Source organism: Micromonospora sp. S4605 (assembly GCF_003176715.1).
In the GTDB taxonomy this organism is placed as follows: Bacteria; Actinomycetota; Actinomycetes; order Mycobacteriales; family Micromonosporaceae; genus Micromonospora; species Micromonospora echinaurantiaca.
In genome coordinates, this window is record NZ_QGSW01000135.1 from 16,299 (window position 1) to 31,928 (window position 15,630).

The following is a 15,630-nucleotide window of genomic DNA, read 5'->3' on the forward strand; positions in this document are numbered from 1 at the left end:
CGAGGCGATGGGGTGATCATCCGTCGTATCGCGAATCCTGTGGGCAGTTCCTCCACTACCCACCGGGACGGTCCAGGTGGCTGTCGATACGACGGAGCTTGATCGCGAGTTGGGTCTGCAGGGCCTGCTCGCCGCTGCGCCAGCCGTCGCCGAGCAGGCCGTTGATACGTTCGATGCGCTGATAGAGCGTGTTGGGGTGGATGAACAGCGCCGCCGCCGCCCGGGCGTGGGACGTGTCCGCGTCGAAGTACGCCTCCATGGTTGCCAGCAGGTCTGTGCCGCGTCTGGCGTCATGCTCGAGCACGGGGGCGAGCGTCGCGTGAACGAAGCGCTGGAGGCGGTCGCGGCCGGACGGACCGAACAGGATCCCGAACACTCCCAGGTCCTGCGGGGTGGCCACGCTGCCGGTCCGGCCGAGCGCGATGAGCACCTGCAGGCACTGGCGTGCCTCGCGGTGGGCGTCGCGAATCGGGGCCGGCCCGGCCGCCGGCCCGGTGCCGGCGACGGTGACCGCGCACCCGGCACGGCGCGCCCGGTCGGCGCTTTGCCGGGCGGCGGACTCCGGGTCGGCGGCCGGGACCAACAGCACCACCGTGTGGCCGTGCTCGCCGCCCAGGCCGCCGCGCTCGCCGGCCCACCCGGTCAGTGCGCTCATCGCCAGCCGCCGATCCTCGCTGCTGACCGGCTCGGCCACCACCACCACGTGCGGCGTGTCGAGATCGACGCCGAGCAGCCGGGCACGGCGGCGCAGCCCGTCGGGATCGGGCTGGGTGTCGGCGAGCAGATCGGTGAGAAGATCGCCACGGACGCGCTGTTCGGCTTCCGCCAACTGCCGCTGCGTGAGCAGCAGGATCGCCACGACGAGCGCAGCGCGTTCGAAGGTGCGCTGGTCTGCGTCGTCGAGGTCGCCGCGTCGGGCCGCGAGCACCGCCAGTGGCCGGGTTCCTGCGGTGACGGGGGTGGCGCACCCGGCCGCGGTGATCACGGTGGCCTGGGTGGCCAACGCCGTCCGGCACGCCTTGGCCAGGCCGCCGATGACCATCGTGGGCTCGTCGACTGCCATGCCCGCGGTGGCGAGGGGCCGCAGTGTGGGGTCGGCAACGACGACAGCGCTGTCGAGGGCTTCGGCGACGACAGCCGCGACGTCGGGTAGCCGGCCACCACCCGCCGCGACAGCGGTCAGCCGCTCGTGCACGCTCGCGGCACGCTCCAGCAGATCGCTGTGGGCGCGCACACCGGCGAACAACGACGCGGTCTCGATCGCGATACCGGCATGCGTGGCCAGGGAGATCAGCAACGCCACCTCGGAGTCGGCGAACGGCCGCTGTCGCCGGTTCGCCGCGAACAGCACGCCGATCACCTCCTCACGCAGCAACACCGGCACGCCGAGCACGGCTATCAGCCCTTCAGCATCGACGATCGCGTCGACGGTGTGCTTGAACCGGCGATCAGCGGGGTAGTCGGGGGTGGCGTAGGGGCGGCGGGCCTGGGCGACCAGACCACCCAGCCCGGCGCCCATGTCCAGCCGGGCAGCCTTGAACGCATCCGTTCGGATGCCGTCGGTGACCCGCACGTAGGTGTCGCCGCGCTGCTCGTCGATCAGCATCAGGTAGGCCGCCTCCGTGCCCAGCAAGCCCCGGGCGCGGGTGACGATGGCCTGCAGGACCTCCTCCAGGTCGTGGCGCGACGACAGGTCACCGGCCGTCTCGTACAAGGCGGTCAGCTCCCGCTCGCGCCGGTCCCGCTCGGCCAGCCGCTCGGCGACCGCCCGCGCCAACTCCACGCACTCTGTCGCTCGCGGATCGTCAGCGGCATGGGCGGCCAGCCCGGCCAGGGCCTCGGGTGCTCCGGCGTCGGCGCCGGCCAGTAGCCGAAGCGCCCGCAGCGCGACGTCCGTGTCGGCAATGACCATGGTCGTCCACCTCCTCCGCCTGTGGACGCGGACGGTAACACGGCAGAAACAGAGGACGTCACCACTGAAGAACGCATCGTTGTGGAGCCGCTCTCCAGGTCAGGCCATCGGTGGCGGTGCCTACGCTCGGCCCGATCCGTCCGCTCTCGGAGAATTCGATGCTCCGCTACCGCCTCGGGTCGGACGGCGACGGCGCCCGGTGACCACCGCGCTCGCCCTGCTGGCGTCGCTCACCAGGCCCGCGTGTCCGGTCGAGTGTCCCGGTCCGACGTCGCCGGGCGGCTCGCGCGTGTAGCGCTGGCACCGGGCATGGTCCTCGCGCCGCTGCCGCGCGTGGAGGAAACGACAGCACCGCCATGGGGTTCGGCCACTGCGTAGGTACATCGCGAGAGGCACGTGATCACAGCGGCAGCGGAGGTCATGGCGTCAGACCACCGCGACGGCAACCGCCACGGCCGCTGGACCTGGAAGGCCAGCTCTTGATCGAATACGAACCGCTGACGCGTTCGCACTGCTACCCGTGGTGGGCGATACTGGGTTTGAACCAGTGACCTCTTCCGTGTCAAGGAAGCGCGCTCCCACTGCGCCAATCGCCCCTGGTGACCACCCGGCGGAGACCCGGGGTGGTTCGCGAGCGGACGACGGGATTCGAACCCGCGACCCTCACCTTGGCAAGGTGATGCGCTACCAGCTGCGCTACGTCCGCGTGCCACCGGCGTTCCCCGGCGACGGGGCAAACTCTACCCGATGACAAGATCCCCCGGTCCGTCGGCCCACCCGGCGCCGGGTCGCGGCATGGTTGCGCTGGTCAGCGCCGGGGTACTGAAGACCCTCGACAGCACACCACATCCCCTGACAAGGAGGCTGTCGTGGGTATCGGCACCAGCATCTTCCTGATCGCGGTCGGCGCGATCCTCACCTTCGCGCTGGACGCGAGCATCGGCGGCATCGACCTCGACGTGGTCGGCTGGATCCTGATGGCGGCCGGCGTGCTCGGGCTCATCATGACCACCCTCATCTGGGGCCGGCGCCGCCAGGTGGTCAGCACCACCGAGCCCGTCGAGCCGGTGGAGTACCGGCGGGTCGAGGAGCGCCGGGACATCGCCCCGCCGCTCTGACCGCACCGGCGCGGCCGACGGAGCTGGACGGTTGCGACGGCGAGGTGCCGGCCACCGGGGTGGTGGTCGGCACCTCGCCGTGCGCGGGTCAGCGCATCAGGCTGTTCAGCGCGCCGTAGTCGAACCCGCCGGCGAGCGTCTGGTACGTCCCCGGGCCGAACGCCTCGTCGGCGGCCCGCCGGGCCACCGCGTACGCCGCCTCGGCCACCGCCGAGCCCAGGCTGACCCGGGCGACCCCCAGTCGGGCCAGTTCGGGCACCGCCGGGGCACCCGGACCGGCCAGCACGTTGACCGGCGCCGACAGGCCGGTGACCAGGGCCCGGATGGTCTCCGGGTCGACCACGCCGGGCACGAACACCCCGTCCGCGCCGGCGGCCAGGTACGCCCTGGCCCGGGCCACGGTCCCCGCGACCCCGTCCACGCCCCGCAGGACGGTGTCGGTACGGGCGTTGACGAAGACCGGCACGCCCGCGGCGTCGGCGGCCGCCCGGACGGCGGCGATCCGGGCGCACTGGTCGTCCACGTCCCGCAGCACCGGCCCGCCGTCGTACCGGGCGTCCTCGATGTTCACCCCGACCGCGCCGGCCGCGATCACCGCCCGCGCGGTCTCGCCGACCTCCGCCGGATTCGCCCCGTAACCGGACTCGATGTCCGCAGACACCGGCACCGGCACCGCGGCGGCGACCCGGCGCACCAGGTCGACGGCCGCCTCGCGGCCGAGGGCGTCGCCGTCCGGGGCGCCCAGGCTCCAGGCCACGCCGGCGCTGGTGGTGGCCACCGCCCGGGCGCCGGCGGCGGCCACGATCCGGGCGCTGGCCACGTCCCAGGCGTTGACCAGGACCAGCGGCGACGCGGCGGTGTGCAGGGAACGGAAGAGGTCTGCTCGGCTGTGTTGATCGCTCACCCGGCCAGTCTGGGCGGGTCCGGCCGCCAGCAGTATCGTTTCAGTCCCAGCTGAATCCACCGGGGGTGCCGTGGTCTCGATCGGGCTGTCCGCGGCCGGCGTCGCCCGGATCCGCTTCGCCGTCTCCTGCCTCTGGGAGGTGGCCGCCGGCGTCCGGGTGCTCCGCGAGCCCGGCCGCCACGCCGTGCACCTGCCCTGGGTGCGCCGGGTGCGGCCACGCCTTGCCGAGGCCGGGTTGCTCGGCCCGGACGGGCTGCTCTGGCAGCTGATCCCGGCCGCCCCCGGCTACTTCCCCGACTTCCTCACCCCGCCGCCGGCCGGGCTCAACCCCGACCTGGCCGCCGAACTGGCGGTGCTGCGGGCCACCCCCGCCGCGACCGTACGCGCGCAGCTCGACCTCGGCCCCGGCGACCGGCCGCCCGCGGTGGCCGCCCTGTACGCCGACCCGGAGGCGGGCCTGCGCCAGCTGGCCGGGGAGATCGAGGCGTACTGGCGGATCGCGGTGGCCGCCGACTGGCCCCGGATCCGGGTGCTGCTCGACGCCGAGGTGTTCGCCCGGGCCCGCCGGCTGGCCGAGGACGGCGTCGCCGCGCTCCTCAACGACCTGCACGAGTGGGTCCGCTGGGAGGACGACACGCTACGCATCGCCCAGCGGCACTGCGCCGCCCCCGACGTACCCACCGGTGGCGCCCTCGTGCTGGTCCCCTCGGTCTTCGTCTGGCCGTCGGTGCTCAGCGTTGCCGCCGGGGACGCCCCGCAGCTCAGCTACCCGGCGCGCGGGGTCGGCACGCTCTGGGAGAGCCCGGGCGGCGCCCCCGGGGCGCTGGCCGCGGTGCTCGGGCCGGGGCGGGCCCGGCTGCTGGCCGAACTGGCCGCGCCGACCGCCGGCGGGGAGCTGGCCCGGCGCACGGGGATGTCCCCGGCCGGGGTGTCGCAGCACCTCACCGCGCTGCGCGCGGCCGGACTGGTGACCACCCACCGGCAGGGCCGGACGCTGCTCAGCGTCCGCACCGAAGTCGCCGAGGCGCTGCTCGCCGCCGCCGGCTGACCCGACCGGCGGCGAGCGCTCGATGCCGCCGCTCATCGGGCCGGGTGCCGCCGCGCCGCTCGCGGTCCGGATGTGGCGATCAGCAGAACCCGGCCAGCCTCGGCCCGCTGACGCCCGACGCGGTTCGGAAACTCATCAAATGGTTTTGATGTAAAGTCGGTCCATGGTGCCATCGAGCCCCGACGCCCCGGCGTTCCTCTACCTGGCCGCCCACCCGCTGCGCTGGCGGCTGTTGACCGCACTCGCGGCGGGCGACTACCGCGTCCGGGAGCTCGTGAGCCTGGTCGGCGAGCCACAGAACCTGGTGTCCTACCACCTTCGGCTGTTGCGTGACAGCGGGCTCGTCATCGCCTCGCGCAGCAGCTTCGACGGCCGTGACAGCTACTACCACCTCGATCTGGACCACTGCGCCCGAGCGCTGGCCGGTATCGGAACGGCCCTGCACCCGGCGCTGCACCGGGAAGCGGCGCTCCCTCCCGTGGACCCGCGGCGCTCACCGCGTCTCGATGTGCTGTTCGTGTGCACCGGCAACAGCGCACGGTCGCCGATCGCCGAGGCCCTGCTGGGCCATCGCGCCGGCGGCCAGGTCAGGGTCCTCAGCGCCGGCACCCGGCCCAAGCCACGTCTCCACCCCCACGCCGTACGGGTGCTGCGCGACAGCTTCGGCATCGACGTCACCGGACAGCAGCCCCGCCACCTCGACACGGTGACCGGCCGCCGGTACGACTACGTGATCACCTTGTGCGACAAGGCCCGCGAGGTCTGTCCCGACTTCGCGGGCGAGCCTGCGCGGATGCACTGGAGCCTCGCCGATCCCACCACGACCGGCGACACCGGCGAACCCGACTACTCCGCCTTCCAGCGCGCCGCGACGGACATCGACACCCGCGTCAGGCATCTGTTGCCCCTGCTCACCGCCACCCGACCCGCGAAGGAGACCGCGCCATGACAACACCCAGCCAGTACGCGAGCGTGCGTTACCTCGTCGACGACGTGCAGGCCGCCGTCGACTTCTACACGACCCATCTCGGGTTCACCGTCCACACCAGTGCCGCTCCTGCCTTCGCGGACGTGGTGCGCGGCCCGCTACGGCTGCTGCTGTCCGGACCGACCAGCTCTGGCGCCCGCGCCACCCCCGCCGACGCCGCCACCGCCGGGCGCAACCGCATCCACCTCGTCGTCGACGACCTGGATGCCGAGATCGACCGCCTGCGCGGCAGCGGATTGACCTTCCGCAGCGAGGTGATCGCCGGCCCGGGCGGACGCCAGATCCTGCTCACCGACCCCGCCGGCAATCTCGTCGAACTGTTCCAGCCCGCCAGCACGCCCACCGCACCAGTCACGCCCTGACCAGAGGCCGGCCGGGGCGCACTCACGGTCGACACGACCGGATTCTGTGGCACCCCGCTGGTATGTTCGCCCGCGCTGACCGGTGCTGGACTAGTAGGAGGCACTTGTGGTTGACGTGGCGCTGCGGCCGATCGACGACTCCGATCTCGACGCGTTGTTCGAACAGATGCGGGATCCCGAATCGGTCCGGATGGCCGCCTTCACCGCCGAGGATCCCGACGACCGCACCGCGTTCGATGCCCACATGGCGAAGGTCAGGGCGTCGCCCACGGCCATCAATCGCGCCGTCACCGCCGATGGACGGCTGGTCGGCAGCATCGCCGCCTTCGTCATCGAGGGAGTCACCGAGGTCACGTACTGGATCGACCGGGCCTTCTGGGGGCAGGGAATCGCCAGCCGAGCGCTCGCCCTGCTGATCGAGTCGGTTCCCGTCCGGCCCCTGTTCGCCCGCGTCGCGAGTGACAACGCGGGATCGCTCCAGGTGCTGCGGAAAGCAGGCTTCGAGATCACCGGCACGGAGATCGCGTTCGCCAACGCGCGGAAAACGGAGATCGAAGAAACGATCCTGCGCCTGGACGGGCCCGCGAAGACCGCACCACCCGATGCGGCGAGCGGGGCCTAAAGATCAAGCCGGGGGCTGTCGCGGATCGCGAGCGCGGCCTGGACGAGCGCGGCGTGGGTCAGCGTCTGCGGGTAGTTGCCGAGCTGGGCCCCGGTCCTGGGATCCACCTCCTCGGCGTAGAGGCCGAGCGGGCTGGCGTAATCCAGCAGCGTCTGGAACAGCTCGATCGCTTCGCGGCGTCGTCCGGTGCTGGCGAGGGCCTGGACGAGCCAGAACGAGCAGGGTAGGAACGCGCCTTCGGTGCCGGGGAGGCCGTCGCGTCCAGGCGGGTAGCGGTAGAGCAGCGGACCGCCGGCGGACAACTGCTCGCGGATGGCGTCGATGGTGCCGTGCACGCGGGCGGACCCGATGCTGTCCATGCCCAGCAGGGGCAGGACGAGCAGAGCGGCGTCCAGGTCGATGGAACCGTAGCTGCGGACGTAGCTGCCCTGCGTCGGGTCGAAGCCGTGGGTGCGGACGTCGGCGGCGATGGCATCCCGGGCGCTCTCCCAGCGCCGGCGTTGCCGCGCCGGGAGCCGGTGGGTGTCGGCGATGCGTAGCGCCCGGTCGAGGGCGAGCCAGCCCATGAGCTTGGAATGCACGTGCTGGCCCGGCTCGCGGACCTCCCAGACGCCCGCATCGGGCTCCGGCCATCGGCGGGCGACGACGTCGGCGAACCCGCGCACGGCCCGCCACGTCTCGGAGTAGAGGCGGTGGCCGGCCTGGACGAACACCCAGGCGGCGTCGACCACCCAGCCGTAGCCGTCGAGCTGGTGCTGGTCGGCGGCGCCGTTGCCGATGCGCACCGGAACACTGTCGTGGTAGCCCGGCCAGCCGGGCAGTTCCCGTTCGCGGGGCACGTGGCGGCCGTTCACGGTGAACAGCGCCGGCAGGCGTGGCCGCTCCAGCCGGCTGGCGTGCAGCAGCCACGCGAGGAAACCGTGGGCCTCGTCGAGTTTGCCGACGCCGAGAAACGCGTTGACGCCGATACTGGCGTCCCGGGGCCAGACATAGCGGTAGTCCCAGTTCCTCGCCCCGCCGGGATCCTCGGGCAACGACGTCGTCGGGGCGGCCACCGGGGCCTGCGAGGGGGAATAGGTCAACAAGCGCATGGTCATCAGGCTGCGTACGACGGGCTCCCGGAACGGAAGCGACTCCTGGATCCCGGCCGTCCAGGCCCGCCAGCGGGCCTCGTCCGCGACGACGAGTTCCCACGCCGCCGCCGGCTCCACGTAGATCAGCGGTTCGCGGTAGGCCACGGCGAGGACAAGGGTGACCGGGCGGCCCGGCACGACCCTGACCGGGGTGGGTCGCCCCGGTTCGATCGTGAGGTCGGGCGTACAGCTCAGGGACAGAGCCAGCGCCCCCCACTCACATACCAGGATTCCGCCGCGGTGGCGGGTGCGGGGCCGGCGGTGCGGTACGCCGAGGCGGGGGTCGAACTCGACGGCGGCGTCGACCGCTCCCCCCTCGGCCGACAGCCGCCGCACGAGCAGCGTCGTCGGCAGCAGGCGTCCCGACACCTCGGCCACCATCGACTCGGTGAGGGTGAGCCGACCGCCGGCCACCGCCCAGGTCGTCTCCAGCGTGGCGGTGTGCTGCCGGTAGCGCCGCTCGACAACCGGGGCGGCCGAGACCGGGCCGACCCGGAACGTGCCCGCCGACGGACCGCCGACGAGCCGACCGAACAGGGGTTCTCCGTCGAAGCGGGGTACGCAGAGCCAGTCGATGGCGCCGTCACTGGCGACCAGGGCAGCGGTGCGGGTGTCGCCCAGCAGCCCGTAGTCGCTGATCGGCGCCGGCGGCCGGGCTCCCGTCACGGTGGACTCACCGGTCGCCCCGGTCCCGTGCTGACGGTTCGCACGGGAGCACAGCGAACGGGACGGTCACCCGGGCCGGTGCGGCTCACTGGGCCCGGAGGAGCAGCCCGAGGACGACCCCGTAGATGACGTGGACGACGACCGCGACGGCGGGAGTCTGGACGCCGTAGTTGAGGGCGAACAGCCCGGGCGGCTCCAGCACGGCCGTGCTGGACGGTCCGGCCCGCGGCGAGGCCATCCGCGGATGGACGCCGGGGAGCAGCGGTAGCAGCACCGTCAGCGCGATCGCGACGTGGAGCCCACCGAACAGCGCGCCGACCCACCAGGTGGCGCGGTCCAACACGGCGAACGCGGCCGCGTACCCCAGGGCGAAGCCCTGACCGGCGACGAGGTGCACGAAGAAGCCGACGACCCGGGCCCGATCGGGGTCTTCGGTGACGAGGGTCCCGAGCACCAGTGGCAGGTCGAGGCGGGTGAGCCCGGCCAGCTGCGCCGCGATCATCGCCGCGGTGAGCGCGGCGGTCGCGACCAACCCGAACACTGCCCATCCGGCCCAGTCCATCTCAGCGGCCGTCGGTCACGCACGCCCACGCGCGTGGCTGACCGGGTCTGAAGCTGTCGAGCGGAGGCCGCCCGGCGTCCCGTACGCGGCCCCGCGCACTTGTCTCGGACATCGATGCCTTCCGGCTGGACACACGAGGTCGGGGCGCTCGCCTCGCGACCGCTCTCGAGGGCGCTGGTCGCCCGGGTCTCCACCCTAGGACCACCAGGCCCCGGGCACCGCCGGCTTCCCGGAATGCGCACCCGCGGACGAAGGCCGACGGAGGCGAAGCGGTAGGGCCGCGCCACCGCCGCCGGCGGCCGTCACGTCGGTGCGGACCGCAGTGTGTCCACCACCGGCCGCCGGGTGGCGACCATCGCTGGGATGGCGGTGAGCGCGGCGATCGCGAGCAGCACCCCGAGTGCGGTGGTGAGCAGCCAGGAACCGGGCGGGTACCGGACCTCGCCGGTGCTGACGACCTCAAGGAGCCCGATGCCGGCCGGGATCCCCGCGACGACGCCGGGTATGGCGGGAAGCAGTTGCGCCACGGCGAGGCCCATGCCGGCCTGCGCGGGCGTGGCGCCGAGCGTCCGCGCGACGGCCAGCGGCTGCCGGGCGTCGAGGACGGCGGTCCAGGTGCTCACGACGGCGTTGATGAGGGCAAGCACGCACAACACGACGATGACGACGAGCAGGGCCTGGTCCATTCGCTCGCTGCGGGGGTTGGCGAGTTCGGTGTAGCCGAGGTCGAAGTGCTCCACCCGGGCGTTGACCATGAGCATGGCGACGAGCGCGGTCATGGTGATCAGCGTGTTCACCGTGACCAGCCGGGCGCGGCGCGGTCGGCGCGCGTTGATCCGCACCCCGATCAGCAGAGCGGTGGGCAGCCGCCGCGACAGCCAGATCCGCCACCGCCGGCGTCGCGGTGGCGTCGCGGCGTCGGCCAGCGCGTGGACGGTGCTGCTGGCGGCGGCGCGCACCACCGGCACCAGTGTGGCCGCCACCGCGATCGTGACGGCGAGGGCGGTGACGGCGACCACCGTGCGCAACGCGGGTGGCTGGGCGTTGACGGAGCCGATGAGTCCGGCGCTGGGGCGGATCAGCACGGGCGCGGCGAACCAGCCCGCGGCCAGCCCCGCGGCGGCGGCGGCGAGCCCGATCACGAGGTACTCGGCGAGGTGGACGGCGGCGATCATGGCCGGTCCGGCGCCGACGGCCTTGAGCAGCCCCACCCGACGGCGCTCACCGATGATCCGGCCCGCGACGATGCCGGCGACGCCGGCCAGCGCAAGGCCGGTGAGCAGCCAGCTGCCGACGAGCAGCGCCATCCGCGCGTCGCCGTACAGCCGGCCGTTGAGGTAGCCGATCTCCTGCCAGGTGGTGAGGTGGGGGCCGACGTCGTACTCGGCGCTGGCCGCCGGGTCGGCGAGTTTGAGTTTGGCGGTGTACGACAACGGCCGGCCGCCCGCGAGCGTGCCGATGTCGCTGCGGTCGACCCAGACCAGGCCACCACGCTCGACCAGAATGCTCCCCGGGTGGTGCCATCCGGCGTAGGGATACGTCGCTCTCGCGGCGGTGACCGCGGTTCCGATCACGCGCAGCGGATGACCGTCGATGCTGACCGTGTCGCCGGTGCGGATGCCGAGGGCGTCGGCGAAGGCACGCTCGACGACCACCCCGCCGGGGCGTACCCAGGTGCCGTCGGTCACGGCGGGCCGGTCGACGGACACGGGTGCGGCGTCCCGGCCCTCGACAACGGTGTGCGCGGACGTGCCGCCGGCCGTCATCGTCAGGTAGGCGATCGGGAACGGGCCGCTGTGGTCGGTGACGCCGGCAGCAGTGGTCAGCGACGCGAGCTCGTCCACCGCCGCCTGGCCGGTTTCCAGGGGCGTCACGGCCACGTCCGGGCCGGCGGTGGCGGTCCGGGTCTGCTGGTACGGGCGATCGGCGATGTCGTTGAGAGCGAGGCCGACGGTCAACGTGACGGTGGCGGCGGTGATGGCGGCCAGCAGCAGGACGGTCTCGGTCCGGCGGCGGCGCAGGTCCCGCACCAGCAGCCGGCAGACGAGCAGCAGGCGGCCGGCCACGTCAGCGCCGCCCGCCGGATACGGTGCCGGCGAGCCGGTTGTCGTCGACGAACGCGCCGTCACGCATGGCGATGACCCGGTCGGCGACCGCCGCGATGCGCGCGTCGTGGGTGACCACCACCAGGGTCTGCCCCGCCGTGCGCAGCTCCTCGAACAGCCGCAGCACGTCAAGGGTGGCGGCGCTGTCCAGGCTGCCGGTCGGTTCGTCGGCCAGCACCACCAGCGGCTCGTTGCTCAACGCGCGGGCGATGGCGACCCGCTGGCGCTGCCCGCCGGACAGCGCCGAGGGAAGGTGCGCGGCGCGGTCGGCCAGCCCGACCCGGTCCAGCAGGTACATCGCCCGCCTTCGGGCTCGTCCCGGTGACTGACCGGCCAGCAGCGCGGCCAGCTCGACGTTCTCCACCGCGGTCAGCTCGTCCATGAGATGGAACGACTGGAAGACGAACCCGATCCGGTCGCGCCGTAGCCGGGCCAGGGCTCGCTCGCTCATCGTGTCCATCCGGCTCCCGGCCAGCCACACCTGCCCGCCGGTCGGGCGTTGCAGGCCACCGAGCAGATGCAGCAGGGTGGACTTGCCGCAGCCGCTGGGTCCCATCACGGCCAGCGCCTGCCCGGCCGGCACGTCCAGGTCGATGTCGTCGACCGCGCGGACCAGCGCGTGCTCGTCGCCGTACCGCATGCTCAGCCCACGCGCCCGCAACACCGTCGATCCGGTCACGCCCCCGCCTTCCGTCCGGTCCGGTCACGCCCGCTCCACAGGCGTTCGCACGCCTCCAGCCAGTCCAGGTCGGCCCGTAGCCGCAGCACGACACCCTCCAGCAGCAACCCGGCGACCGGATCCACCGCCCGGTCCAACGCGGCCCGCTGGGCGTCGCGCAGCCGGCGCAGCACCTCACGCCGCTGCGCGTCGACCAGAGCCAGCGGGTCGGCCAGCCGGGCGGCCGCGGCGGCCACCAGCTTGAGATGGAACTCCGCGAGGTCCGGCTTCGGCCAGTTCACCTCGGTCAGCCAGGCGGCGACCCGCTGCTGCCCCTCCGGGGTCAGCGCGTACACCCGGCGTTCGGGTCGGTCCGGCAGGCCCTCGGCCCGCTGCGAGGTCACCAGCCCGGCCTTGGCCAGCCGGGCCAGCGTCACGTAGATCTGCCCGGCGTTCATCGCCTCGCCCAGCGGGCCGAGCGCGGTCCGCATCCGGGTGCGCAGCTCGTACCCGTGCGCCGGTTCCTTCGCCAGCATGGCCAGCACCACGTCCTGCACCCGGGCATCCCTTCGAGTAGTTCGGTAATAGATAGCCGTTAGCTATAGCGCTGTCAAGCCGGCGGCGGGGTGTGCGGACGCGGTCGGCCAGCAACGTGAGGGTGTGCCGGGTGCCCCGACCCGCAGCCGTTCCGTGCGCACTTCGCGCGACCGCGAGCGGCTGGTCATGCTCGGAGAGGCAGGAGGTCGTCGAGGCGCCGATCGAGGTTCGTGCGGGCCCGGTCGCAGCACAGCGATTCCCGGGTCGGCGGCGGCAGCGGTCAGCCGCCGCTCATCGCCGAGGCGTGACAGGCAGCGGGCCCGTCACCGGTAGGTGACGGGCCCGCTGTACATCTGGTGGGCGATACTGGGTTTGAACCAGTGACCTCTTCCGTGTCAAGGAAGCGCGCTCCCACTGCGCCAATCGCCCGCGTCTGTGTCGAGGTGGGGACGGGATTTGAACCCGCGTACACGGCTTTGCAGGCCGTTGCCTCGCCTCTCGGCCACCCCACCGAGGTTGCCCCCGTCATACGTGGCGGCAGCTCCGAGCGGACGACGGGATTCGAACCCGCGACCCTCACCTTGGCAAGGTGATGCGCTACCAGCTGCGCTACGTCCGCGTTGCCCCCGGCATTCCCCGGTGACGGATGAGAACTTTAGCCGAGCCGGCGAAGGGTTGCCAACTCGGGGTGCGACTCGGCGCGTCCGTGTCGGCCGGCACACCCCCCAAAGCTTCCTAGGAGGATCCCCGGGCCCCGGCCGGCCGCGAGCGCCGATCCTAGCAAGGCAATGACCGACGACAATTCGTGATTCACGTTTTCCCAGGTCAACCGCTGTCTGATTTCTGACTCTCGGCACGCGGCAGGCCGATTCGGTAACGGGCTGTGTTCGGGTGGATGGGCTACGGTAACGGGCGTGACGAGACGTGCGGCCGAGATCCGCCTGGATGCCCTGCTGCGCACCGCCTGTGACGTGATCGCCGAACGTGGTCTGGCCAACACCCGGACGGCCGACGTCGCACAGGCCGCCGGAGTGAGCCAGGCACTGGTCTTCTACCACTTCGCCACCAAGGACCGGCTGCTCGCCCAGGCGTTCGCGTACGCCGCCGAGCAGGACCTGGCCCGGCTCGACGCGGTGGTCCGGTCCAGCGCCCCGCCACTGACCAAGCTGCGCCGGATCCTGAAGATCTACACCCCGGCCGGGCGGACCATCTCCTGGGCCATGTGGATCGACGGCTGGGCCGAGTCGCTGCGTACCCCCGAGTTGGAGAAGGTCTCCCGCCGGCTGGACCTGCGCTGGCGGGAGGACCTGGCCACGGTGATCGCCGACGGGGTCCGCGACGGCACCTTCGAGTGCGCCGACCCGGCCGGCGCGGCCTGGCGGATCAGCGCGGTGATGGACGGCCTGGCGGTGCAACTGGCCGTGCACGACCGGGTGATCTCCCGCCGGCAGTTCACCGAGTGGGTCCGCCTGGTCACCGCCCGGGAACTCGGCCTCGACCCCGCCGAGCTGGACTGATCTCCGCCGAGCCGGCCCGCCGAGCCGGCCCGCGTCTCCGCCGAGCCGGCCCGCGTCTCCGCCGAGCCGGCCCGCGTCTCCGCCGAGCCGGCCCGCGTCTCCGCCGAGCCGGCCCGCGTCTCCGCCGAGCCGGCCCGCGTCTCCGCCGAGCCGGCCCGCGGACCGGCTCACGGCGCCGGAGCGGTCGGCGGGGCTAGCGGTCGGCGGGGCTGGCGGCGCGCCGGCGGTGCCGCTCACGCAGCCGGGGCAGGGCCGGCGGGTGCACGTTGGCCCGCTCGATGTCGCCGGCGTAGTGCTCGATCACCCGGTGGTCCATCATCCGCCGCCACAGCGGCGGCACCAGCGCGGCGACCACCATGGTCGCGTAACCGGCGGGCAGCTGCGGCGAGCTGTCGAAGCTGCGCAGCGTCTGGTAGCGGCGCAGCGGGTTGGCGTGGTGGTCGCTGTGCCGCTGGAGCTGGAAGAGGAACACGTTGGTGACCACCCGGTCGCTGTTCCAGCTGTGCCGCGGGTCGACCTTCTCGTACCGGCCGGCCGCGGTCCGCCACCGGGCCAGCCCGTAGTGCTCCAGGTAGTTGACCGCCTCCAGCAGGGAGAACCCGGCCAACGCCTGGAGCAGCAGGAACGGCAGCACCCCCGGGCCGAACGCGACGGCCAGCGCCGCGAACAGCGCGACGGTCATCGCCCAGGCGTTGAGCACCTCGTTGCGCCAGGTCCACGGCGACCGGCCGCGGATCCGGAACCGGCCGGTCTCCAACCGCCAGGCCGAGCGCAGGCTGCCGACGACGGTACGCGGCCAGAACCGCCAGAAGCTCTCCCCCAGCCGCGCGCTGGCCGGGTCCTCCGGGGTGGCCACCCGCACGTGGTGGCCCCGGTTGTGCTCGACGTGGAAGTGCCCGTACCCGGTCGGCGCGAGGGCCACCTTGGACAGCCAGCGCTCCAGCCGCTCCCGCTTGTGGCCCAGCTCGTGCGCAGTGTTGATGGCGATGCCGTCGACCACCCCCGCGGTGAGCACCAGGCCGGCGGCGCCGAACGGGGAGAGCCCGCCGTCGACCCAGACCGCGCAGCAGAGCACCAGCGCGGCGTACTGGGCGGGCAGGTAGAGGTAGGTGAGCCAGCGGTAGTAGCCGTCGGCCGCCAGCTCGGGCACGGCCGCCTCCGGCGGGTTGCCCCGGTCGTCGCCGATCAGCAGGTCGACGACCGGGATCAGGCCGAAGACGATCGCCGGGGTGAGCCACCAGGCCCAGCCGCCGTCGGTGCCCCGCCACGTCGCGTAGCCGAGGAAGGGCAGCGCCGGAACGAGCAGCGCCAGCGGCCAGAACGGCCGGCGCGGGTCGCGCCAGCGGTCAGCGGGGACGGTCGCGCGGACACCGGTCGCCATCGTCAACCTCCGATCCGGGGACTGTCCCGACCCTGACACCGGAGCCGGCTCTTTACAAGGCTATCGCTTTTGTAAAGAGCCTGACCGCGAAAACGGACAGTCGTCGACCTTGTCGCC

The 15,630-nt window shown here is 73.0% G+C and carries 14 protein-coding genes and 5 tRNA genes; 6 read left to right on the forward strand and 13 right to left on the reverse strand.

Translation table 11 applies throughout. The annotated features are described in order from the left end of the window. Window positions 1-55: 55 nt before the first annotated feature. The 3 genes from DLJ47_RS09155 to DLJ47_RS09165 form a co-directional block, all read right to left on the reverse strand. Window positions 56-1,912, reverse strand: coding sequence for a helix-turn-helix domain-containing protein (locus tag DLJ47_RS09155; RefSeq protein ID WP_109899627.1), 1,857 nt, complete (start codon window positions 1,910-1,912; stop codon window positions 56-58). Window positions 1,913-2,433: 521 nt separating this feature from the next. After that, window positions 2,434-2,508, reverse strand: a tRNA-Val gene (locus DLJ47_RS09160). A gap of 37 nt (window positions 2,509-2,545) precedes the next feature. Continuing rightward, window positions 2,546-2,618, reverse strand: a tRNA-Gly gene (locus DLJ47_RS09165). Window positions 2,619-2,781: 163 nt separating this feature from the next. On the opposite strand from DLJ47_RS09165, the gene DLJ47_RS09170 reads away from it, so the two are divergent. Further along, on the forward strand, window positions 2,782-3,030 hold the full coding sequence (locus DLJ47_RS09170; protein ID WP_088995234.1) for a DUF6458 family protein: 249 nt from the start codon (window positions 2,782-2,784) through the stop codon (window positions 3,028-3,030). Between the two features lie 88 nt (window positions 3,031-3,118). On the opposite strand, the gene DLJ47_RS09175 is transcribed toward DLJ47_RS09170, so the two are convergent. After that, a complete protein-coding gene (locus DLJ47_RS09175; RefSeq protein WP_109899628.1) occupies window positions 3,119-3,934 on the reverse strand; it encodes an isocitrate lyase/PEP mutase family protein in 816 nt (271 codons plus the stop codon). A 70-nt stretch (window positions 3,935-4,004) separates the two neighbouring features. Between DLJ47_RS09175 and DLJ47_RS09180 the strand changes: the two genes are divergently transcribed. The 4 genes from DLJ47_RS09180 (at window position 4,005) to DLJ47_RS09195 (ending at window position 6,954) form a co-directional block, all read left to right on the forward strand. Then, window positions 4,005-4,982 (forward strand): ArsR/SmtB family transcription factor, encoded by a 978-nt coding sequence (locus DLJ47_RS09180; protein ID WP_109899629.1) that lies wholly within the window; start codon window positions 4,005-4,007, stop codon window positions 4,980-4,982. 163 nt (window positions 4,983-5,145) lie between these two features. Then, window positions 5,146-5,931 carry an arsenate reductase/protein-tyrosine-phosphatase family protein gene (locus DLJ47_RS37620; protein ID WP_109899630.1) on the forward strand — a complete coding sequence of 262 codons (786 nt, stop codon included), beginning with the start codon at window positions 5,146-5,148 and terminating at the stop codon, window positions 5,929-5,931. Further along, window positions 5,928-6,332, forward strand: a complete 405-nt coding sequence (locus DLJ47_RS09190) for a VOC family protein (RefSeq protein ID WP_109899631.1) — start codon at window positions 5,928-5,930, stop codon at window positions 6,330-6,332. Before DLJ47_RS37620 ends, DLJ47_RS09190 begins: the two co-directional genes overlap by 4 nt. A gap of 106 nt (window positions 6,333-6,438) precedes the next feature. Then, window positions 6,439-6,954 (forward strand): GNAT family N-acetyltransferase, encoded by a 516-nt coding sequence (locus DLJ47_RS09195; protein WP_109899632.1) that lies wholly within the window; start codon window positions 6,439-6,441, stop codon window positions 6,952-6,954. Here the strand turns inward: DLJ47_RS09195 and DLJ47_RS09200 are convergent. The 8 genes from DLJ47_RS09200 to DLJ47_RS09235 form a co-directional block, all read right to left on the reverse strand. Continuing rightward, the gene (locus tag DLJ47_RS09200) at window positions 6,951-8,753 is read right to left on the reverse strand and encodes a glycoside hydrolase family 15 protein (RefSeq protein WP_109899633.1); all 1,803 of its coding nucleotides are present in this window, start codon (window positions 8,751-8,753) and stop codon (window positions 6,951-6,953) included. The two genes, DLJ47_RS09195 and DLJ47_RS09200, sit on opposite strands and share 4 nt — an antisense overlap. Window positions 8,754-8,838: 85 nt before the next feature. Next, a complete protein-coding gene (locus DLJ47_RS09205) occupies window positions 8,839-9,294 on the reverse strand; it encodes a hypothetical protein (RefSeq protein WP_199235762.1) in 456 nt (151 codons plus the stop codon). Between the two features lie 323 nt (window positions 9,295-9,617). Continuing rightward, window positions 9,618-11,381: an FtsX-like permease family protein gene (locus tag DLJ47_RS09210; protein WP_109899635.1), complete on the reverse strand. Its 1,764-nt coding sequence runs from the start codon at window positions 11,379-11,381 to the stop codon at window positions 9,618-9,620. 1 nt (window position 11,382) lies between these two features. Then, window positions 11,383-12,099 carry an ABC transporter ATP-binding protein gene (locus DLJ47_RS09215; protein ID WP_233257738.1) on the reverse strand — a complete coding sequence of 239 codons (717 nt, stop codon included), beginning with the start codon at window positions 12,097-12,099 and terminating at the stop codon, window positions 11,383-11,385. Beyond that, window positions 12,096-12,635, reverse strand: a complete 540-nt coding sequence (locus DLJ47_RS09220) for a PadR family transcriptional regulator (protein WP_109899637.1) — start codon at window positions 12,633-12,635, stop codon at window positions 12,096-12,098. Before DLJ47_RS09220 ends, DLJ47_RS09215 begins: the two co-directional genes overlap by 4 nt. 334 nt (window positions 12,636-12,969) lie before the next feature. Next, window positions 12,970-13,044, reverse strand: a tRNA-Val gene (locus tag DLJ47_RS09225). Window positions 13,045-13,056: 12 nt separating this feature from the next. After that, window positions 13,057-13,127: transfer RNA gene (locus DLJ47_RS09230), tRNA-Cys, on the reverse strand. 34 nt (window positions 13,128-13,161) lie between these two features. Then, window positions 13,162-13,234 (reverse strand) — tRNA-Gly (locus tag DLJ47_RS09235). Window positions 13,235-13,529: 295 nt separating this feature from the next. On the opposite strand from DLJ47_RS09235, the gene DLJ47_RS09240 reads away from it, so the two are divergent. Further along, on the forward strand, window positions 13,530-14,132 hold the full coding sequence (locus DLJ47_RS09240; protein ID WP_109899638.1) for a TetR/AcrR family transcriptional regulator: 603 nt from the start codon (window positions 13,530-13,532) through the stop codon (window positions 14,130-14,132). A gap of 193 nt (window positions 14,133-14,325) precedes the next feature. On the opposite strand, the gene DLJ47_RS09245 is transcribed toward DLJ47_RS09240, so the two are convergent. Beyond that, window positions 14,326-15,513, reverse strand: a complete 1,188-nt coding sequence (locus tag DLJ47_RS09245; RefSeq protein ID WP_109899639.1) for an alkane 1-monooxygenase — start codon at window positions 15,511-15,513, stop codon at window positions 14,326-14,328. Between the last annotated feature and the right edge of the window lie 117 nt (window positions 15,514-15,630).

Coding starts and splice junctions, on each gene's coding strand:
- DLJ47_RS09155 (WP_109899627.1), bottom strand. CDS start 1,912: ATGGTCATTGCCGACACGGACGTCGCGCTGCGGGCGCTTCGGCTACTG.
- DLJ47_RS37620 (WP_109899630.1), top strand. CDS start 5,146: ATGGTGCCATCGAGCCCCGACGCCCCGGCGTTCCTCTACCTGGCCGCC.
- DLJ47_RS09190 (WP_109899631.1), top strand. CDS start 5,928: ATGACAACACCCAGCCAGTACGCGAGCGTGCGTTACCTCGTCGACGAC.
- DLJ47_RS09245 (WP_109899639.1), bottom strand. CDS start 15,513: ATGGCGACCGGTGTCCGCGCGACCGTCCCCGCTGACCGCTGGCGCGAC.